This window comes from Pseudomonas sp. NFPP04 (genome assembly GCF_900113815.1).
Lineage (GTDB): Bacteria > Pseudomonadota > Gammaproteobacteria > Pseudomonadales > Pseudomonadaceae > Aquipseudomonas > Aquipseudomonas extremorientalis.
This window is the reverse complement of the sequence record NZ_FOQS01000003.1, coordinates 249,482-269,716: the sequence shown is the minus strand read 5'-3', so window position 1 is coordinate 269,716 and position 20,235 is coordinate 249,482. Positions and strand designations below refer to the sequence as shown.

Below are 20,235 nucleotides of genomic sequence, written 5' to 3'. Positions count from 1 at the left end.
AGAACCGCCGTCATGGCTTTGGATTTATTCGTCGTACTCATCTACGCCGCCGGCATGCTCGTGCTCGGCTACTACGGCATGCGCCGCGCCAAGACCCACGAAGACTACCTGGTGGCCGGGCGCAACCTGGGCCCGTCGCTGTACATGGGCACCATGGCCGCCACGGTATTGGGCGGTGCGTCCACCGTCGGCACCGTGCGCCTGGGTTATGTGCATGGCATTTCCGGCTTCTGGCTGTGTGCCGCGCTGGGCATGGGCATCATTGCGCTGAACCTGTTCCTGGCCAAGCCGCTGTTGAAGCTGAAGATCTTCACCGTGACCCAGGTCCTGGAAAAACGCTACAACCCCATGGCCCGCCAGGCCAGCGCTGTGATTATGCTGGCTTATGCACTGATGATCGGCGTGACGTCGATCCTGGCCATCGGCACTGTGTTGCAGGTGTTGTTCGGCTTGCCGTTCTGGATCTCGGTGCTGCTCGGCGGTGGCGTGGTGGTGGTGTACTCGACCATCGGCGGCATGTGGTCGCTGACCCTGACCGACATCGTGCAGTTCGTGATCAAGACCGTCGGCCTGATGTTTATCCTGCTGCCGATCTGCCTGTACCGCGTCGGCGGCTGGGATGAGTTGGTCGCGAAGCTGCCGGCGTCGAGCTTCAGCTTCACCGCCATCGGCTGGGACACGATCATCACCTACTTCATGATCTACTTCTTCGGCATCCTGATCGGCCAGGACATCTGGCAGCGGGTGTTCACCGCCCGTGATGAAAAGGTCGCCCAGTACGCCGGCACCTTCGCCGGTTTCTACTGCATCCTCTACGGCCTGGCCTGTGCGCTGATCGGTATGGCCGCGCATGTGCTGATCCCGGACCTGGACAACGTCAACAATGCGTTTGCCGCTATCGTGAAAGCCTCGCTGCCAGATGGCATCCGTGGCCTGGTGATCGCCGCAGCACTGGCGGCGATGATGTCCACCGCCAGCGCCGGCCTGCTCGCTGCCTCCACCGTACTGACCGAAGACCTGCTGCCGCGCCTGCGTGGCGGCAAACAGTCGAGCCTGGCCGTCAACCGCCTGTTCACGATGCTGACAGGTGTTGCCGTGCTGGGCATCGCACTGGTAGTCAGCGATGTGATCAGCGCCCTGACCCTGGCCTATAACCTGCTGGTGGGCGGCATGTTGATCCCGCTGATCGGCGCGATCTTCTGGAAGCGCGCCACCACCTCCGGGGCAATTACTTCCATGACGCTGGGCTTTGTGACCGCGCTGGTATTCATGATCAAGGATGGGCTGGATGCGAACACGCCGATCTATTACAGCCTGGCGGTGGGGCTGGTGAGCTTTGTGGTGGTGAGTGTGTTGTCGCGTCGGCCAGAGGGCGTGGCGGCCAGCGCGGTTTGAGAGACAGCGGGTTTTAGAGGGGTTTCTTCAGCGGGCGCGACGTCGGATGTCGCGCCCGTTTTTTTCATTCAACCGCCAGGTTCTGGTTTGCCTGGATGATCTCCTGGACCAGGGAGGCCCATAACAGTCCTTGCGTTGTGCCGGCGGCGTAGGTTCCTCCGGCTGCGATGTGGTGGTGGGCCGACCAATGCACTATCGAAAGCCCATCCGAGGTGCCGGGCCTGGCACATTCGATAACTTGTAAATCACCACGTTCGATTGCCCTTCGGTAGGACTGTGGAAAGTGCCGAGAAACAGCCGCCAAGCATGCCCCCAATATCTGCTCTTTGCGTTCTGGCGCCGAATCAGGAGGAACCTGCCCGCCGGAAACAAGAATGCAGTCTCCGTCCAATCGGCAATTCATAACCCCGATTGGTAAATCGTATTGCAGTTTGAGCCCGCGTATCCCGGCGCCTTCATGACCCACTGCGCGCAGCTTGAAAAACCAACCAGTGATGGCGATTATCTCTGACTCCTCGACCCCCATAGCAGTAACAACGAAGTGTTCTCTGCTTAGCTCACCAATTTGTATCGGAGTCAGGTGCCCGGGCATGAACTGAACTCCAGAGTTCAGCAACAGCACCTCTATTTCATGCTTTAAATCGATAAAATCCAAATCGTAGCCCGACACCTCAATAGCGCGACCGACCCCGGGAACGCCAAAAGTCTCCAAGAACGTCTGCTGACTGATTTCTGTGAGCTCACCTCCTGGCTTGCCACTCGGCCAAGGTCTGTTTTCTATATTGCGTTGCTCGCGTATCGCAGTCTCTACCCCGCTGGCGTCGTCCATATAAGCGCGTACTACCCGAGCCCGCGCGAATGGTGCCAGCGTTGGGTTGTCAGCCAGAAACTTTTCAAACAGCTCGATACCTGCACGGTTGCACTCAACAGCCAAATATTGATTGGCGGGAAGTAGATAGTCGTTATGCAGTGGCTTTGCAGTCGTCTCCGTTGCCGACATATGGCGCATGTTTACAGGCTTATGACTGGCGCCATCGCTCTTCTGATTTCCCCCATACACCGTGACCTGATAATTCGCCAACCGGAGCATCACGGCCTGGAACAGGCCATTAATGCCTCTGCCGATGATTGAAACACGCGGCGCACTGGCCGCTGCGGGCAGAGAAGGGAGCGTCAATGACTGTGCAAGTTTACGCCTCACCAGACCGCGCAAGGCCATCAAACTCAGCTGTATTGAAACGGCATAGTCAAGGTCGCGGTGGCAGGCCTCGGTGGTTGACGCCTGGGTAGTGAGCGTCGCAGGCCGGTACCAAGTGGAGACCTCACAGCCGAGTCTCTGTGTGCGTTGTCGGAACTCATCCAGTGTCGCAGGCCCATAGTCCAATACCAGCTGGATATGTTCAGCCTCGGCCAGGGCGTACAACGCACCGTCGCTGAAGACGTCCGGCTTGGCGACACAGATCAGGCGGGCTTGGCGGTGCAGGCACTGAATGAGGGCCCGATCGAGGCGATGAACGGACTCGTCATTGAGGGATACGCATACTGCGACAGCGGCGGCGCCCTCCAAGGCCTCGAACCAGTCCACGACAAATGACACTCGACTGTCGGAGGCGGGATTGCCGAGAGTATCCGACGCTCGACCTGGCCGGACCAGCACTCTGATCCGAACATTGGGATCTCGATCAAGCAACAGGTTGACCAGTTCTTTCCCCACATTGCCGTATCCCAGTACACGCACGTCACGGGGGATGGAACCATCCGCCAGTCTCAGCCAACGCAGGATATAGGCGGCCACATGCGGCGCATTCACCCCTGGGGTGTTGAGTACTTGAATGGCGTGGGATTCACACAGGTCCAGTCGTATCTTGTCCAAACTCGTGCCTCTGCGGATCAAACAGAGGTTTCCAAAGGGGTGGGAGGTACGCCATTGCTCCAGGACATCTGCATCGATGGGTTGGTCTCCAACAATGATGGTTGTTGGACGCAGGAGCGCGATCTGTATCAGCAGCGCCTGCCTGGTCAATGCCGGCGAAAGAAACACGACGTTTCTGGGCGCGTCGGCCCTCCAGCCTTTCGACACAGGCGCAGCCTGTAAAACACAGTCGGTTGTGGTGATGAGTGACGCGGCGACCGGAGGAACCGAAGAGAGCAACATAGCTTTGTCTCCAACAACTCTGACTGACACCTCGAAAAGAGGCACTCAATAAAACGTTGGGGCGCTATGAATAGGCGCTTGAGTTTCAAGCTATGGGTATTTCTAGAATTAGATAAGCCAGCTGATTCCGACTGACAGGTAGTCCGATTCTGACCATTAGTCAAAACGCTTGAAGAGAGGCGGATGCTCACCCTAAAACGGGGCGACGTTAGCTGTCGCACATTTCTTTGGCCTGGTGCAAAACGACTGTGGGAGCGGGCTTGCTCGCGAAGGCGGTGTGTCAGTACATAAAATGTTGACTGACACACCGCCTTCGCGAGCAAGCCCGCTCCCACATGGATTCTGAGGCGATTTACAGGTCGCGTTTTATCGCCGACGTGGACGACGCTGCTCGTCATCTGTGCGAATCGGCACCGGCTGCAGCGGAGGCTCGATCAAGCCCAGTGCAACACCCAGGTCATGGAGCCAGTTTTGAATTTTCTCTTTCATGGTTGCCCCCTTTGAGGGTAATGCGGGTAGGCGCAAGTTCTGTCGCCCTTTCCTACAGTGATAGTAGCCCTAAGTCCTACGTATTGCTTGAACGAAAACACAACGAACTATTACTGAATTCATCAAAATCCTGACGGATCGCTCAAGCGATGGCGCGGGTGTCTTGCACCACCGCAGCGTTGCCGGCTTGCTGCAGGTCGATCCATGCGTTGAGGTTAGCGCCGAGCATACCCTTTCGCCACATCAGCCAGGTGGTCGCAGTGGCAAAAGGCCCTGTCAGCGGATGAACGGACACGCTGTCCTTGCCAGGCAGGCTGTCGAGCATCGATTCGGACATTAGCGCCACGCCCGACCCGGCGATCACACAGGCGAGCATGCCTTGGTAGGACTCGATCTCAATCGCCCGGCCCATGGCCACGTGCTCATGGGAGAACCAGGTCTCCAGGCGGGTGCGGTAGGCGCAACTGCGACGGAAGGTGAACACCGAGCGCCCCGCTACATCCTGAGGCCCACGCACGGGGGGATGATCGGCTTCGCAAATCAGCACCAGACGTTCTTCGCACAGGGCGATGCCGTCCAGAGAGGCGATGGTGATGGGGCCGTCCACAAAGGCCGCATCCAGGCGACCGGTGATCAACCCTTCGAGCAACTCCCCGCTGGGCGCCGATTGCACCTGAAGGTTCACCATCGGATAAGCCTTGTGATAGCCCGCCAACAGCTTCGGCAAATGCACCGCGGCCGTGCTGTACATGCTGCCCAATACGAAATCGCCAGCCGGTTGCCCACCTTGCACGGCGCCATGGGCTTCATCATGCAGGGCCAGTAGACGGGTGCTGTAGTCCAGCAGAACCTTGCCCGCAGGAGAAAGCTGCAAGCGCTGGCGTTCACGCACGAACAGCTCTACACCGAGCTGCTCCTCCATTTGCTTGAGGCGCGTCGACAGGTTCGACGGCACCCGGTGCAAGCGGTCAGCCGCACGGGTAATGGAGCCCTCTTCCGCCACGGCCTGGAAAATGCGCAATTGACTGAACTCCATGAGTTTCTCCAAAACTGAACAAGTTGCTCACTATTATTCAATTTTACAGAAAGTCAATCCACCTTAGCCTGAAGGTATTCGCTTAGCCGCAGGAAATCTGACCATGTCTCCCTTGATTCGCTTAACTGCCAGCTTTGTCGCCTTGATGATGGCGATGGGGATTGGCCGCTTCGCCCTCACCCCGCAAATGCCGCACCTGCTCAGCGAGGGGCAGATCGACTTGACCGGTGCGGGCCTGATCGCCGCCGCCAATTACCTGGGCTACTTCGTCGGCGCGGTGGATTCGATCTTCGCGCGCAGCCATCACCACGTCCGTGGCCGGTTGTTTGGCGGGTTGTGGCTGTGCGTGCTGCTGACCCTGGCGTCGTACTGGGCTCATGGCTTTTGGCCACACCTGTTGCTGCGCTTTGGCACCGGCGTCGCCAGTGCCTGGGCATTGGTGATGATCACCAGCCTGAGCCAGCCGCTGGCGATTGCCGCCGGACGTCCGCGCCTGGGTGCCTTGGTGTTTGCCGGTCCGGGACTGGGGATTTTGCTGACGGGCTTGCTGGCGGTGGGCTCCAATCTGCTGGGGCAAAGCTCCGCAACGTTGTGGCTGGTGTATGGCGCAGTGGCGCTGGTGATGTTGCTGGCGATTCTGCCTTTCCTGCCCAAGCCGTCTGCCGCCGCCCCCCTTAGCGGCCACTCCGACGCGGGCACTAATGGCAGCATCGCGCATTTGTGCTGGATCTACGTACTGTTCGGCCTGGGCTACATCATCCCGGCGACGTTCCTGTCGCAGATGGCCAACGCGCAGTTCAAGGGGGCCTGGCAGGCCGACCTGTTCTGGCCGTGCTTCGGCCTGGCCGCCGCGATCGGTGTGGTGGTGGCGACCCTGCGCCGCAAGGACCCGAACACCACGCGCCGCTGGCTGATGACCACGCTATGGCTGCAAGCGGCCGGGGTGTTTGCCTGCTTGCTGGGCAATGGCTGGGGCCTGGCACTGGGGGTCTTGCTGTGTGGCGGGCCGTTCCTGGCCTGCATGCAGTTGGTGATGGCCCGGCTGCGGGACGTCGCGCCCCATGGCTACCAGCGCAGCACCGGGCTGTTGACCGCCAGCTTTGCCATCGGCCAATTGAGCGGGCCGTTGCTGGCGTCAGTCAGCAGCCACCTGAGCGGTGGCCTGCAACCGGCGCTGGTGGTCGCCGGGGCAGGCTTGTTGGTGGCGGGCTCGGTGTTGATCAGCCGACAACCAGCGGCGCAGGCACACGCACCTGTTCACGTCGCGCCAGTACCAGGAAAAACAGCCCACCCAGGAAGCACCCGGTAAACCAGGCAAAGTTGGCCATGCCCTGCAAGGCCGGGGTGAAGGTGATCGCGACGCCCACCAGCGTCGCGGGCACCAATGCCTTGATCGCCGTCCAGTTCACGCCACCGTCGAAGTAGTAGCGCCCGCTGGGGCTGTCATCGAACAGTGCATCCACGTCGATCTGCTGTTTTTTGATCAAATAGAAATCCACCAGCAGGATCCCGAACAGCGGCCCGATAAACGCCGCGAGGATGTCCAGGGTGTAGTGGATCATCAGCGGGTTATTGAACAGGTTCCACGGGGTGATGAAGATCGACGCCACGGCAGCGATCATCCCGCCGGCGCGCCAGCTGATCTTGCTCGGTGCGACGTTGGCGAAGTCAAACGCCGGGGACACGAAGTTGGCGACGATATTGATGCCGATGGTCGCGGTGACGAAGGCAAAGGCCCCGAGCAATACGGCCATGCTGTTGTCGATGCGCGACACGGTGGCGATCGGGTCATGCAGCATTTCACCAAACACCGGCAAGGTGCCCGAGACAATCACCACGGTCACCAGGGAAAACGCCAGGAAATTCACCGGCAGCCCCCAGAAGTTGCCGCGTCGTACGTCCTGCATGCTGCGGCAGTAACGGCTGAAGTCACCGAAGTTCAATGTTGGCCCGGAGAAATACGACACCACCAGCGCCGTCGCCACAACGACCTGGCCAAACGCCTGCCAGCCCGACAGGGATTTTTCCGCCAGGGTAAAACTGATGTTCGACCAACCGGCCTTCCACACGATCCAGCCGGCCAGGGCAAACATCACCGCGTACACCACCGGCCCGGCCCAATCGATAAAACGGCGGATCGACTCCATGCCCGCCCAGAACACCGCTGCTTGCAACACCCACAGGCTGAGGAAACCAAACCATCCAAGGTAGGACAGGCCTGCAAAATGCGGCTCTGCATACACCGCCATCTGTGGGAAGAAGCGCAGCACCACGATGATCAAGGCACTCGAGGCCAGGTACGTCTGAATCCCGTACCAGGCCACGGCGATCAGGCCGCGAATCACCGCCGGAATATTCGCGCCAAACACACCAAACGCCAGCCGGCAGATCACCGGATAAGGCACCGCAGCCTGCTGGCTTGGCTTAGCCACCAGGTTGGCGATCAACTGCACAATGCAGATCCCCACGAGCAAGGCGATCAACACCTGCCAACTGGCCAGCCCCAGGGCGAACAAGCTGGCGGCGAACACGTAGCCGCCGACGCTGTGCACGTCGCTCATCCAGAAGGCGAAGATGTTGTACCAGTTCCACTTTTGCGGCAGCGGGCCCAAGTCCTGGTTGTACAGGCGTGGGCTGTAGCCTTTGGGCAATTGTTCGGTCATCGCTGGGCTCCTCGAAATACCGGCCTGCGCTTCCGTCACGGGGTGCATACGGGAGGCGGCATGGTTTGTATACGAGATAGTCAGCAGAATGCGTGCCAATTGAACGCAATCCCTTTGGCACGGCGCTCCAAAGGGACTGATAACGGGCTATAGGGCGGCGCCACGCTCAGCAACGGTGCACAGATATCCTGTACACAATCAGCGTTGCACTCGTTGTGCACACAGGTAGCCCACCGTACAGCATGCGGCGGTCAGGAACGTCCCCCAGGCCATGTCCATGATCGCCAATCGAGCGGACCAACCTTGCAGCGTGGCCCAGTTGCTCAGGTCATAGGTGCCGTAGGCGACCAGGCCGAGCAAGGCGCCCAGGCGGGCGGCGCGTTGCCAGCTTGCGCTGGGCAAGACCACGAACACGACGCAACCGAGCACATAAAGGAGATAGAACAGCGTTGCGGGCAACAGCCGAGGTTGATCCAGCATCAGTGGACCCAACAGGGACTTATAGGTGGGGCCCATGATGACGCCGAGCCAGAGGCCGTCCAGTATCAGGAAGGCGAGCAACGTGCCGAGGTAGGCGAACAGCGTTTTCTTATTCATTGAGGCGGCCTCTGTAGACGCCAATGGGCGCCTACAGAAGAGCAGAACGCACTCAGCTTAGTTCAATGCGATCGGCATGAATCACAATCTGGCCCTGCTTATACAGCGCACCGATGGCCTTCTTGAAGTTGCCCTTGCTCACGCCGAACAAGTTGCTGATCACCGCCGGGTCGCTCTTGTCGCTGACCGGCAACGTGCCGTTGTTTTCACGCAACTTGGCGAGGATCTTCGAGTTCAGGCTGGAGGCCGCTTCCTGGCCAACCGGTTGCAGGCTCAGGCTGATGTTACCGTCGGCACGGATCTCTTTGATAAAGCCTTTTTCTTCCTTGCCCGGGCGCAGGAACTTGAACACTTCGTTCTTGTGGATCAGGCCCCAGTGCTTGTTGTTGATGATCGCCTTGAAACCCATGTCCGTGGCTTCGGCCACCAGCAGATCGACTTCCTGGCCCACCTGGTAGTTGGCCGGTGTCTTGTCCAGGTAGCGATCCAGGCGTGCAGTGGCGGTGATGCGCTTGGTGTGCTTATCGAGATAGACATGCACCACGCAGTATTCACCGGCCGTCAACTGGCGCTTTTCTTCCGAATACGGCAGCAGTAGATCCTTGGGCAACCCCCAGTCGAGGAACACGCCAATACTGTTGACTTCCACCACTTTCAAACTGGCGAATTCACCGACTTGAACTTTGGGTTTTTCAGTCGTGGCGATAAGTTTGTCATCGCTGTCCAGATAAATGAAAACGTTGAGCCAGTCTTCATCTTCACTGGGAATATCTTTGGGGATATACCGATTGGGCAAGAGGATTTCACCATCTTGCGCACCGTCCAGGTACAAACCGAAGTTAGTATGTTTAACCACTTGCAAGCTGTTGTAGCGCCCGACTAAAGCCATGTCCAAACCCCTCATTACGTGGGCGGCATTCTACCCGAGTTGCACTCGCCACGCGCGCGCGCCTGAAAAATCGCGGGCTGGCGTGGCCTTCCAATGGCACAGCCCCGCTCGTCCGATCACTGGACTGAATTTTCCCGCGCTGCCGAACGCCCTCCATCCCCGTGGTTTCGAGTTAAAACAGTAAGTTAGAGGCTTATCTCAAAGATAAACTTTGGCTATTTCCACACCCGACACTTATTCCCGGGGGATATTTACCAAGCAATTGTCAAGTCATTCCTGTACGATGCCTGGCCAAGTTAATTTTCTACAGGTTAGTGGCCGCCATGCGCGTAAAAGCATCCAACAGCAAAGCAAAGCCAGCTCCCGCCGTTGAAACCAGCGAGTCGATCAACAGCCAGATTGCGGCGTTCCTCAAGTCCGGCGGCGAAATCCAGCAAATTGCCAAAGGCGTAAGCGGCCAGACTTTCGGCCCGTCCAAGCAGATCAGCCTGGGTAAAAAGTAATACCGCGCAATCCCCCTGGTCCCTAAGCGTCTTGACTTTCAAGGCGCTAGGACTAGAGCCCCAAGTCCCCCCGCTATACCTCTAATCGACGAACGGGCCTCACCGCCTGCCATTCGCCGGTATGCTTGCACACGTCTAGCACGGGCATCTGCCCGATTTCATCCGTCACTGCTCCTCGCTTTTCATGGAGTGAAGCATGTTCAAATCCTGCATCTTCCTGGTCTTTGCCCTGGTTGCCAGCCCCCTCGCCGAAGCGCAGGTCTTCCAGCGTGAATTGGGCGATTTCGACCTGAAATTGGGCACCACACCCAGCCGAAGCATGGCCCAGGGCCTGGTCAAGCCCACCTCCCCCGGCAGCGACTCGTTCCATGGCGGGCTGGACCTGAGCCACGACAGTGGCCTGTACTTCGGTCAGTTTTCACCCAACATGGGCTTGTCTTCGTCCAGCAACCTCGAAATCGATTCCTACATGGGTTTCAAACACCCCTTCGACCAGACCCTGGGTTACGAAGTAGGCCTGATCCACTACAGCTACCCCAAGCTCAGCCCCCTCGACAGCCAGGAGTTCTACGGCGGCCTGAACCTGTTGGGCAACCGCTTCGGGGCGTCCTTCAGCAACGACCCGGACCGCCAGGACAGCACCCTGTTCGCCGACCTCGGTGGCACGCAGCCATTTGGCATCGGCGTCAGTATGAAATACACCACCCATCAGTTGGGCACTCCGGTTTCGGTGGACGGCGGCTCCATTCGCAGCTTCAGCGACTGGTCGGTGCAATTCTCCCGGGAGTGGATGGGCGTTGATTTGAATCTGATCTACAGCGACTCCAGCCTCAGCGGCGGGGATTGCTCGGCCTACTCCGGACACAATTCGCAATGCGATGGCCTGTTGACGCTGAAGGCTGCGCGGTCGTTTTATTGATGGGCTGAACTGTTGCAACCGCTGCGGGTTCACATGTGATAACCCACTCTGCGAAGGACCCGCCCATGCTGCGTCGGCTCAAACTACTGATGCTATTACTGAGCCTGAGCCTGGTGCTCGCCGGCTGCAATCGCGTGGGCCTGGCCTACCGCAACCTGGACGTGATCATCCCCTGGACCCTCAACGACTACCTGGACATGAACGCCGGGCAGAAGAGCTGGTTCAACGACACCCTCAAGCAGCACCTGGCCTGGCACTGCACCACGCAATTGCCGGGTTACCTGGATTGGCTGGACCGCCTGCAGCGGATGGCCGATGACAATCAGGTCACCGACGCTGCCTTGCAGGCCCGTACCGTCGAGGCCAAGCAGGCCATCAACGAAATCGCCCACGAGATCACCCCCTCCGCCATCCAACTGCTACAGGGCCTGGATGATCAGCAGGTCAAGGACATGAACGACGCGCTGGCCAAGGACCTGCGCAAACGCCAGGACGAATACCTCAAGCCGCCCCTGGCACAGCAGATCAAGGAGCGCGCCGAACGCATGAATAAACGCCTGGACGCCTGGATCGGCCCGCTCAGCGCCAGCCAGCAGAACCGCGTAACCGCGTGGTCCATCGCCCTGGGCGAGCAGAACCGGGAATGGATCGGCAATCGCGCCCGCTGGCAGGCGCAATTTATCGACGCCGTGCAACAACGCCGCAGTGCCGATTTCCCGCAGAAGATCCAGCAGTTGCTGGTTGACCGCGAAAGCCTGTGGACCCCGGAGTACAGAGCGGCCTATGCCCGGACGGAAGCGGCGGCGCGCAGCCTGATTGTCGATGTGATGGCCGAAAGTACGCTGCCACAACGGCAGAAACTCACGCAGAAAATCGACAAGGTCCGCAGTGATTTCCAGGCACTTAAATGCTTGAAGAGCGCGCAGTCCTAACCGGGCACCAACGTCCCCAGCCAGGCCACCAGCGCCAGGATCAACACCACTGCGGCAGACTCCAGCGCAATGCTGCGACGCAGTGCTTTGACTGCCACGGTAGTGTCGCCCGCCGCCAGGGCGCGTTGCAGCAACGGCGTGAATTGCGAGCGATTGAGCGCCGCCAGCCCCAGCATCACACCGAACACGCCCAACTTGACGCACAACAGGAGCGCGTAGGTGCCCCCGGTGATGCCATCGAGGTTCGGCCCGACCACAAACAGATAATTCGCCACGCCCGTGCCGATCAGCACCGCTACGAACAGCATGCCCATCCGCTCGAACGCCGCCAGCGCGTGGGCCAGCCTGTGGAGCGCCGGTAACGAGGTACTCCTCAGCGCCAACCCGAATGCAGCCAGCGCGCCGACCCAACCCGCCGCCGCCAGCAGGTGCGCACTGTCGCTGAGGACGTGCCACAACCCCTGCGTACCCTCATGCATCACGCCGTGTCCAGCCCACGCCAGCGTCACCAGCGCAATCGCGCCGAACAGCGGCGCCAGTCGGGTATTGAGCGCAACCAGCACCAGCGCCACCATTCGCAAGCTCCAGGTCCAGCCCAGCTCGGTCTGCCAGAGCATCATCTGCAGGTGCGGCCACAGCGTTTGCCAATCTTCAGCGCCGCTCATGGCCTGGGTCATGACCAGCAGCGACGCCACCGACAGCAGTACGCCCAGGCACGCCGCCAGCCGCAACAGCGGCTGCAGATTCAATAGGCGGCGGTCGCCATAGAGGCCAAACAACCCCAGGCCGAACACCAGCATCAAATCCAGATAAAGCGCAAAACGCAGGAATATCGAGACCGCCTCACTCATGGCTGGACGCTGAACATCACATTCCCCAGGATCGGATGCGTATCGGACGACACCGCGCGCCAATCCACCCGATAAGTACCCGCCGTCAGCGCGGACGCCGGCTTGATCAGCATCACCTTGGGATCGGTACTGGCGGCGACGCTGGCTTTCACCGGCATCGGCGAGTGAGACATGCCGGGCATATCGGTCATGGTCAGTTTGGCGCCAGAAAACTGCGTCAGCAGGTTTTCCGAGAAACGCAGTTCAATCACGGCGGGTGGCGCCCCCTTGGCCCCATCCGATGGTGTGGACGACAGCAGCTTTGGATGAGCTGATACCGCCAGGCTGGTGATCAGTCCGGCGCACAGCACAGTAGTTTTCAACAATGACATGCAAGGCTCCAGGCCGCTCATGGCGGCGAGTGAGTTATAGGATGGGTAAAACCGTCAGAACCACAGACGCACACCGACCACCCAGCGCCATTGGCTGATGTCTTCGCCTTCATCCCGTGCGTATTGCGCGGTCTGGCCGTAGCTGCGGTTCCAGCTGACGCCCACGTAGGGCGCGAACTCACGGCGTACTTCGTAACGCAACCTCAAACCCAGCTCACTGTCCGACAGGCCCGAACCGACGCCGCGCGGCGGGTCGTTGCGTCCATAGAAGTTGAGTTCAGCGGTGGGCTGCAGGATCAGCCGGTTGGTCAGCAGGATGTCGTAGTCGCCTTCCAGGCGAGCAGCGGTACGACCCGCCTCACCGACAAACAACGTGGCTTCGGCTTCGAAGTTGTACAGCGCCATGCCCTGGGCGCCGAACGCCGCCCAGGTCTGGCCGTCGCCCGGTTTGAAGTCATGGCGCACGCCGCCCACCAGGTCCCACCACGGGCTGATGGCGTGCCCCCACAGAGCCTGGACCTCGGCACTTTCAGTGCGGCCGGCACTGCGCTCGCCTTCACTGCGCAGCCACAGACGGTCGATATCGCCGCCAACCCAGCCTTTGATATCCCAGTTCAGCGCGCCTGCACCGTCACCGCCCTGCCATTCCAACTGGTTGATCAGCAGCAGCGAATTGACGCCACTGTCATGAACCCTGTGCCCATCGGGGGCGTTGTACACCGCCGCACGATCAGCATCGGTCAGCGCCGGGATCGGTGTGCGGCTCTCGGTGAGCGCCGGTGTCGCCGGGCTCATGCCCTGGAACTCGTCGGCCTGCACCAACGGGGCGAACGCCAGCCCGATAACGGCGAATAAAACACGATGGCTCATGCTTGCGTCCTTATTCATGCACGCGCACCTCTCGGAACATGCCCATTTCCATGTGGTACAGCAGGTGGCAGTGATAGGCCCAGCGCCCCAGCGCATCGGCGGTTACCCGGTAGCTGCGCCGCGAGCTCGGCGGCATGTCGATGGTGTGCTTGCGCACCTGGAACTGGCCGTTTTCATCCTCCAGATCACTCCACAAGCCATGCAGATGAATGGGATGGCTCATCATGGTGTCGTTGACCAGCACCAGCCGGACCCGCTCGCCATAGGTCAGTTGCAAGGGTTCGGCGTCGGAAAACTTCACGCCATTGAACGACCAGACGAACTTCTCCATGTGCCCGGTGAGGTGCAGCTCAAGGGTGCGGCTGGGGTCGCGGCCGTCAGGGTCTTCAAAGGTGCTGCGCAAATCGGCGTAAGTCAGGACACGCCGGCCGTTGTTGCGCAGGCCGATGCCGGGGTCGTCGAGCTTGGGCACCGGGTTCATGGCCTGCATGTCCACCAGCGGGTTGCCTTGCTCGCTGGCCGGATGGGCCTGCATCGACATGGCGCTGTGATCCATGCTCGCCATGTCCGGCATATCCGCCATGGCGCCGTGGTCCATGCCGCTCATGCCCATGTCGTCCATGGTGATCCAGGGGCGCGGGTCCAGCGCCGGCACCGACGCGATTGCTCCCGCTTGAAGGGCCAGCGTGCCGCGGGCGTAACCACTGCGGTCCATCGACTGCGCAAACAGGGTGTAGGCGGCCGCGGTAGGTTCGACCAGCACATCAAAGGTCTCCGCCACAGCAATGCGGAACTCATCGACACTCACTGGCTGCACCGGCTGGCCATCGGCGGCGATCACCGTCATTTTCAGCCCCGGGATGCGCACATCGAAATAGCTCATCGCCGAGCCGTTGATGAAGCGCAGGCGCAGGGTCTCGCCCGCCCGGAACAGGCCAGTCCAATTGCGTTCCGGTGGCTGGCCATTGAGCAGGTAGGTGTAGGTCTCACCGCTGACGTCGGCGAGGTCGGTGGGGTTCATCTTCATCTGCGCCCACATCAGGCGATCGGCGGCGGTGGCCGACCAGCCCTGCTTGCCCACATCCCGCACGAAATCGCTCACGGTGGGTTTGTGCAGGTTGTAGTAGTCGGACTGTTTCTTGAGGGTTTTCATCAGCGCAACCGGGTCTTCATCGGTCCAGTCCGACAGCATCACCACGTAGTCACGTTGGTAAGTGAAGGGCTCGGGCTCCCTGGGATCGATCACCAACGGGCCATACACACCCTGCTGCTCCTGAAACCCCGAGTGGCTGTGGTACCAGTAGGTGCCGTGCTGCTTGAGCGTGAACTGGTAGACAAATACCCCACCCGGCTCGATGCCCTTGAAGCTCAAGCCCGGCACACCGTCCATGGACGACGGCAGGAGAATGCCGTGCCAGTGGATCGACGTCGGCTCGGCCAGGCGGTTCTTCACGCGCACGGTGACCGTCTCGCCTTCGCGCCAGCGCAGCAAGGGGCCAGGCAGGCTGCCGTTGATAGTCAGCGCGGTACGGTTGCGACCGGTGAGGTTGACTGGCATCTGGTCGATGAACAAATCGAATTCGGTACCCGCCAGCACGGTGGGCTGGCCGGGACTGGTGAGCGCCCAGACCGGGCTGCGCCAGAGCCCTAGCCCGCTGAGCAAGCCGCCGGCGGCCAGGCCTTTGACGAAAGTTCGTCGGGTAGTGGTGGAGTGCATGCCGATTCAATTCCATGGGTTGAATGGCAGCAGATTAGGCAGGGCCGGCTGTCAGCCAGCTTAGCGGCAGATTACCGATCTGACAGGTTCGCCCGGCACCGTACTCGGTGCCGGAGCGTAGCGGGTCAGGCGATCTGCGCCTTGGAGGCCACTTCGGCAAAGGTCGTTGGGTCCAGCGCATCCGCCTGTTCGTCCAGCACCTGGCGCGGGTGATCATTGCCCGGGATCGAACTGTCGATCAGCGCCAACAGCTGCGCGCCGAGCGGAGTCAGGATGAAATTCTCACCATTGCCGCCCTCCTCTTCAGGGCGCGACTCGATGAAGCCGCGCTTGAACAACAGCGCTTCATAATCTGCCGCGGTCTTCTTGAGCGCGTCCAGGTTACCGGTGGACTCGCCCGCCGTGGCCTTCTCGGCCGCTTCCTGCTCGGCGTATTTGCGTGGGGCGAAGCTGCCCTCGCCGTTCTGCACTTCATGCAGCAGACGTTCGATCAGATCCCAGTTGTAAGTCGTCATCCTGATTCCTCCTGCAGGCGGGTGGAAAATAGCCTGTCTAGAGGTGTGACACGCCCTGTCGGTCACCGTTCAGCCGAATAGACGGACGTTATTTCTCTGAACTTTCCAGACGTTCGCGGCCTCAACAGCTCATATCCGCCAAGGAGGTGTACCCATGAAAACCCTGATGAACCTGGCCGTCGCGGCCGCGCTGTTTAGCGCCCTGCCCGCCTGGGCCTGTACGCCCGACGAAGCCACGAGCAAGCGCGAGCAATTGGCTCAGGAAGTGACCAGGCTGACCGAACAGAATCCGACCAAGGCCAAGGAGATCAACGACGAACTGCAGAAGATGGACCTGGATACGCAAAGCGCGGAGTTCCCCGACAAATGCCAGTTGATCGACGCCCGGCTCAAGGAACTCAAGGAAGCCGCCGCCAAAGCCAAAGACTGAGGGCATAAAAAAACCGGACAATCGTCCGGTTTTTTCACATCACCCGCGCCTTATTCGGCAGCCGGGGCTTGCGGCTTGCGGCGCTTGAGCGGTGCCATGCCGTCCTTGCTGACGAGCGACAGGTTGTCGGTCTTCGGCCGGTTGGCGATCTTGCGCTTGGTGGGCGACTTGGCGCCGGTTTTCTTCTTATCGCCCTTGGCGTCGGTCTTTTTCTTCTTCACGCCAACGGCCTTGCCCGAGGCCTTGACCTTCTTCGGCCCTGTGTAGGTGCCTTTGACCTCCTTGATGGTACGGCGCTCGAACGACTGCTTGAGGTAGCGTTCGATGCTCGACATCAGGTTCCAGTCGCCATGGCAGATCAGCGAGATGGCCAGGCCATCGTTGCCGGCACGCCCGGTACGGCCGATACGGTGCACGTATTCGTCGCCGCTGCGGGGCATGTCGAAGTTGATCACCAGGTCCAGGCCGTCCACGTCCAGGCCGCGTGCGGCAACGTCGGTGGCCACCAGGATCTTCACGCCGCCGGCCTTGAGGCGGTCGATGGCCAGCTTGCGGTCCTTCTGGTCTTTCTCGCCGTGCAGCACGAACGCCTTGTATTCCTGGGCCACCAGGCGGCCGTAGATGCGGTCGGCGGCGGCGCGGGTGTTGGTGAACACAATGGCTTTCTGATAGGTCTCGTTGGCCAGCAGCCAATTGAGGATCTGCTCTTTATGTACGTTGTGATCGGCGGTGACGATCTGCTGGCGCGTGGTCGCGTTCAGGTCGCTGACGTTGTTGACCTGCAGGTGCTCAGGATTGTTCAGCACCTTGGCGACCATCTCGCGCAGGGTGGAACCGCCGGTGGTGGCGGAGAACAGCATGGTCTGCTGGCGGTTGACGCACTCGCCCACCAGGCGCTGTACATCGTCGGCAAAGCCCATGTCGAGCATGCGGTCGGCTTCGTCCAGCACCAGCACTTCGACTTCCTTGAGGTCGAGGTTGCCGGCGTTGAGCTGCTCGATCATGCGCCCCGGGGTGCCGATCAGGATGTCCGGCACCTTGCGCAGCATGGCGGCCTGGACCTTGAAGTCTTCACCGCCGGTGATGATGCCGGACTTGATGAAGGTGAACTGGGAGAAGCGCTCGACTTCCTTCAAGGTCTGCTGGGCCAGCTCGCGCGTCGGCAGCAGGATCAGGGTCTTGATGCTGACGCGCACTTTGGCCGGACCGATCAGGCGGTTCAGCACAGGCAGGACAAAAGCGGCAGTCTTGCCACTCCCGGTTTGAGCTGTCACCCGCAGGTCACGCCCTTCGAGCGCGAGCGGGATGGCCGCTGCCTGCACAGGCGTAGGCTCGACAAATTTAAGCTCGGCCACGGCTTTGAGCAGGCGTTCGTGCAGGGCGAATTGGGAAAACACGGGTGCTACCTCGAAGAAATACAAAAAATCAGCTGCATAGGTTACCGGTTTCGGGCGCCCAAACCGAGTTTCTTTACGTGAACGGTGTGAATCGGCCGCTTTTTTGTCAGGACATTTGTCCATGGCGTCAACTTTGTTGCACTTAAATGCTCTAATCGCCCCGTCTTGTCCCACAGAAGAATCGGTTTCACCCATGGATATCAAACAGCTCTGGCTCAACGCCCAGGACCTCTGGGGCGCCCTCGATGAACACCCGCTGCTGCACGCCAGCCTCGGCTTGCTGGTGTTGCTGGTGGTGGCCCTGGTGCTCGGACGAGTGGCGCGCTACCTCATCCTCCACGCCGTCAAACTGCTTGGCCGGCAACCGTCCCTGCACTGGCTCAACGACCTGCGGCACAACAAGGTCTTCCATCGCCTGGCGCAGATGACGCCGTCACTGGTGATCCAGTTCGGCCTGTACCTGGTGCCGGACCTGAGCAAGACCGCCATCCTGTTCATCGGCAACGTGGCCCTGGCGCTGACCATCCTGTTCCTGGTGCTGGCCATCAGCGCCCTGCTCAACGCCCTGCTGGACATCTACGCCCGCACCGAACACGCGCGCACCCGCTCGATCAAGGGCTATGTGCAGTTGGCGAAGATGGTGCTGTTCGTGTTTGGCGCGATCATCATCGTCGCCACCCTGATCGACCGCTCGCCGCTGTTGTTGCTGTCGGGGCTGGGTGCGATGTCGGCGGTGATCCTGTTGGTGTACAAGGACACGTTGCTGTCGTTCGTCGCCAGCGTGCAGTTGACCAGCAACGACATGCTGCGGGTCGGCGACTGGATCGAAATGCCCCAGGTCGGCGCTGATGGTGATGTGGTGGACATCACGTTGCACACGGTCAAGGTGCAGAACTTCGACAAGACCATCGTCTCCATCCCCACCTGGCGCCTGATGTCCGAGTCGTTCAAGAACTGGCGCGGCATGCAGGCCTCCGGCGGGCGCCGCATCAAGCGCAGCCTGTTCATCGACGCCAGCGGCGTGCGCTTCCTGCGCGACGACGAAGAACTGCGCATGACCCAGGTGCACCTGCTCACCGACTACATCGGGCGAAAACAGGCCGAACTCAAGGCCTGGAACGAAGCCCAGGGCCACAGCGCGCAACTGTCGGCCAACCGCCGCCGCATGACTAACCTCGGCACCTTCCGCGCCTATGCCCTGGCCTACCTGAAAAGCCATCCGGACATCCAGCCGAACATGACCTGCATGGTGCGCCAGATGCAGACCACCGCCCAGGGCGTGCCGCTGGAGATCTACTGCTTCACCCGCACCACGGCATGGGCCGATTACGAGCGGATCCAGGGGGATATCTTTGATTACCTGCTGGCGGTGTTGCCGGAATTTGGCTTGAGTCTGTATCAGCAGCCGAGTGGAAATGACTTGCGCGCCGGGGTGTTGCCGGCGGTGTTGGGGGCCAGTCATTTGCCGGCCCCTGAAAGTCGCGCTGGCTAAACCAGGGAGCGGTTGGGCGCCTTCGCGCCCAACCGACTGATCCACACCGCCCCCAGAATCACCACCCCACCCAACGCCAACCGCCCCAGCGGTTCATGCTGGTTCCAGATCAGCAAATTCAGCAGCAACCCCACCGGCACATGCAGGTTATTCATCACCGCCAGGGTGCCACCCTGCACCAGGCAGGCGCCCTTGTTCCACCAGTACATGCCCAGCGCCGTACTGACCAGGCCAAGGAACACCAGCACGCCCCATTGCAGCGGCGCCTCCGGCAGGAAGTCAGCCTTGCCGAACAGCAGGAATGCCGGCAACACCACCAACAACGCGCCCACATAGAAGTAACCAAAGCGCCGGTAGTGCGGCAGGTCACTGGGGTAGCGCGCCACCAGGTGCTTGTACATCACCTGGCCGGCGGCGTAGGTGAAGTTGGCCAATTGCAGCAGCAGGAAACCGCCAAGGAAATGCGGGGTGATCTGGTCGAAGCGAATCACCGCTGCGCCCGCTACCGCCACCAGTGCAGCGACCAGCGCCCAAGGGTTGAAGCGACGGTTGAGGGCATCCTCGATGAGGGTCACGTGCAACGGCGTGAGAATGGTGAACAGCAGCACTTCCGGCACGGTGAGCACACGAAAGCTCAAGTACAGGCACACATAGGTCACGCCGAACTGCAGCGCGCCGATCACCAGCATGCCGCGCATGAAGGCCGGTTCCACCGAGCGCCAGCGGGTCAGCGGGATGAACACCAGCCCGGCCAGCAGCACACGCACCAGCACGGCGAAGTAGCTGTCGACGTGACCGGCGAGGTATTCGCCGATCAAGCTGAAGGAAAATGCCTGAATCAGGGTAACAACCAGTAAGTAGCCCATGCGCGCCTCGTTTCGAATGGGCGGGACATTAACGGTTTTCGACGGTTGAAGAAACTCGGGGCAAAAAAAACCCGACCTCGCTAAAGCGTCAGTCGGGCGGTAGCACTCAGGAGCAAAAGTGCAAAGGGAGGTTCGTTACGCGTACTTG

At 60.6% G+C, this 20,235-nt stretch carries 20 protein-coding genes; 7 read left to right on the top strand and 13 right to left on the bottom strand.

Features of this window, described 5'->3' with window-relative positions:
- The first annotated feature begins 12 nt into the window (after positions 1-12).
- Positions 13-1,395, top strand: coding sequence for a sodium:solute symporter family protein (locus BM017_RS08595; RefSeq protein WP_092242910.1), 1,383 nt, complete (start codon positions 13-15; stop codon positions 1,393-1,395).
- A 64-nt stretch (positions 1,396-1,459) separates the two neighbouring features.
- On the opposite strand, the gene BM017_RS08590 is transcribed toward BM017_RS08595, so the two are convergent.
- The 3 genes from BM017_RS08590 to BM017_RS08585 all read right to left on the bottom strand — a co-directional run bounded on the left by BM017_RS08590 (position 1,460) and on the right by BM017_RS08585 (position 5,075).
- A complete protein-coding gene (locus tag BM017_RS08590; protein ID WP_092242907.1) occupies positions 1,460-3,550 on the bottom strand; it encodes an FAD-dependent oxidoreductase in 2,091 nt (696 codons plus the stop codon).
- A gap of 366 nt (positions 3,551-3,916) precedes the next feature.
- Positions 3,917-4,039 carry a PA1414 family protein gene (locus BM017_RS29295; protein ID WP_003193089.1) on the bottom strand — a complete coding sequence of 41 codons (123 nt, stop codon included), beginning with the start codon at positions 4,037-4,039 and terminating at the stop codon, positions 3,917-3,919.
- A gap of 142 nt (positions 4,040-4,181) precedes the next feature.
- On the bottom strand, positions 4,182-5,075 hold the full coding sequence (locus tag BM017_RS08585) for a putrescine utilization regulator PtrR (RefSeq protein WP_092242904.1): 894 nt from the start codon (positions 5,073-5,075) through the stop codon (positions 4,182-4,184).
- Positions 5,076-5,178: 103 nt separating this feature from the next.
- On the opposite strand from BM017_RS08585, the gene BM017_RS08580 reads away from it, so the two are divergent.
- Complete coding sequence (locus BM017_RS08580; protein ID WP_092242902.1) at positions 5,179-6,384, top strand: MFS transporter; 1,206 nt, start codon at positions 5,179-5,181, stop codon at positions 6,382-6,384.
- Here the strand turns inward: BM017_RS08580 and BM017_RS08575 are convergent.
- The 3 genes from BM017_RS08575 to BM017_RS08565 all read right to left on the bottom strand — a co-directional run bounded on the left by BM017_RS08575 (position 6,296) and on the right by BM017_RS08565 (position 9,224).
- Positions 6,296-7,738 carry an NCS1 family nucleobase:cation symporter-1 gene (locus BM017_RS08575; RefSeq protein WP_092242900.1) on the bottom strand — a complete coding sequence of 481 codons (1,443 nt, stop codon included), beginning with the start codon at positions 7,736-7,738 and terminating at the stop codon, positions 6,296-6,298. The genes BM017_RS08580 and BM017_RS08575 overlap by 89 nt on opposite strands.
- Before the next feature lie 198 nt (positions 7,739-7,936).
- Positions 7,937-8,335: a DUF2177 family protein gene (locus tag BM017_RS08570; RefSeq protein ID WP_092242896.1), complete on the bottom strand. Its 399-nt coding sequence runs from the start codon at positions 8,333-8,335 to the stop codon at positions 7,937-7,939.
- A gap of 52 nt (positions 8,336-8,387) precedes the next feature.
- Positions 8,388-9,224, bottom strand: a complete 837-nt coding sequence (locus tag BM017_RS08565; RefSeq protein WP_017134857.1) for a CvfB family protein — start codon at positions 9,222-9,224, stop codon at positions 8,388-8,390.
- A 323-nt stretch (positions 9,225-9,547) separates the two neighbouring features.
- Here BM017_RS08565 and BM017_RS08560 point away from each other — a divergent pair, with 323 nt between their 5' ends.
- The 3 genes from BM017_RS08560 (at position 9,548) to BM017_RS08550 (ending at position 11,578) form a co-directional block, all read left to right on the top strand.
- Positions 9,548-9,727 carry a hypothetical protein gene (locus tag BM017_RS08560; protein WP_003193095.1) on the top strand — a complete coding sequence of 60 codons (180 nt, stop codon included), beginning with the start codon at positions 9,548-9,550 and terminating at the stop codon, positions 9,725-9,727.
- Positions 9,728-9,923: 196 nt separating this feature from the next.
- Positions 9,924-10,646: a TorF family putative porin gene (locus tag BM017_RS08555; protein WP_092242894.1), complete on the top strand. Its 723-nt coding sequence runs from the start codon at positions 9,924-9,926 to the stop codon at positions 10,644-10,646.
- Positions 10,647-10,711: 65 nt separating this feature from the next.
- The gene (locus BM017_RS08550) at positions 10,712-11,578 is read left to right on the top strand and encodes a DUF6279 family lipoprotein (protein ID WP_092242891.1); all 867 of its coding nucleotides are present in this window, start codon (positions 10,712-10,714) and stop codon (positions 11,576-11,578) included.
- On the opposite strand, the gene copD is transcribed toward BM017_RS08550, so the two are convergent.
- From copD to BM017_RS08525, 5 genes are all read right to left on the bottom strand, one after another.
- The gene (copD, locus tag BM017_RS08545) at positions 11,575-12,429 is read right to left on the bottom strand and encodes a copper homeostasis membrane protein CopD (protein WP_092242889.1); all 855 of its coding nucleotides are present in this window, start codon (positions 12,427-12,429) and stop codon (positions 11,575-11,577) included. The genes BM017_RS08550 and copD overlap by 4 nt on opposite strands.
- Positions 12,426-12,800, bottom strand: coding sequence for a copper homeostasis periplasmic binding protein CopC (gene copC / locus BM017_RS08540; protein WP_092242886.1), 375 nt, complete (start codon positions 12,798-12,800; stop codon positions 12,426-12,428). The genes copD and copC overlap by 4 nt, the downstream gene beginning before the upstream one ends.
- A gap of 54 nt (positions 12,801-12,854) precedes the next feature.
- On the bottom strand, positions 12,855-13,670 hold the full coding sequence (locus BM017_RS08535; RefSeq protein ID WP_092242884.1) for a copper resistance protein B: 816 nt from the start codon (positions 13,668-13,670) through the stop codon (positions 12,855-12,857).
- Between the two features lie 10 nt (positions 13,671-13,680).
- Complete coding sequence (locus tag BM017_RS08530) at positions 13,681-15,387, bottom strand: copper resistance system multicopper oxidase (protein ID WP_092242881.1); 1,707 nt, start codon at positions 15,385-15,387, stop codon at positions 13,681-13,683.
- Positions 15,388-15,512: 125 nt separating this feature from the next.
- Entirely contained in the window at positions 15,513-15,902 is a 390-nt protein-coding gene (locus tag BM017_RS08525) for a transcriptional regulator (protein WP_092242878.1), read from the bottom strand.
- 154 nt (positions 15,903-16,056) lie between these two features.
- Here BM017_RS08525 and BM017_RS08520 point away from each other — a divergent pair, with 154 nt between their 5' ends.
- Positions 16,057-16,332 (top strand): hypothetical protein, encoded by a 276-nt coding sequence (locus BM017_RS08520; RefSeq protein ID WP_092242875.1) that lies wholly within the window; start codon positions 16,057-16,059, stop codon positions 16,330-16,332.
- A 50-nt stretch (positions 16,333-16,382) separates the two neighbouring features.
- Here BM017_RS08520 and BM017_RS08515 read toward each other — a convergent pair whose 3' ends face one another.
- On the bottom strand, positions 16,383-17,729 hold the full coding sequence (locus BM017_RS08515; protein ID WP_071491541.1) for a DEAD/DEAH box helicase: 1,347 nt from the start codon (positions 17,727-17,729) through the stop codon (positions 16,383-16,385).
- 193 nt (positions 17,730-17,922) lie between these two features.
- On the opposite strand from BM017_RS08515, the gene BM017_RS08510 reads away from it, so the two are divergent.
- Positions 17,923-19,221 (top strand): mechanosensitive ion channel family protein, encoded by a 1,299-nt coding sequence (locus BM017_RS08510; protein WP_092242872.1) that lies wholly within the window; start codon positions 17,923-17,925, stop codon positions 19,219-19,221.
- On the opposite strand, the gene BM017_RS08505 is transcribed toward BM017_RS08510, so the two are convergent.
- Positions 19,218-20,087, bottom strand: a complete 870-nt coding sequence (locus tag BM017_RS08505) for a carboxylate/amino acid/amine transporter (RefSeq protein WP_092242869.1) — start codon at positions 20,085-20,087, stop codon at positions 19,218-19,220. The two genes, BM017_RS08510 and BM017_RS08505, sit on opposite strands and share 4 nt — an antisense overlap.
- Positions 20,088-20,235: the final 148 nt, after the last annotated feature.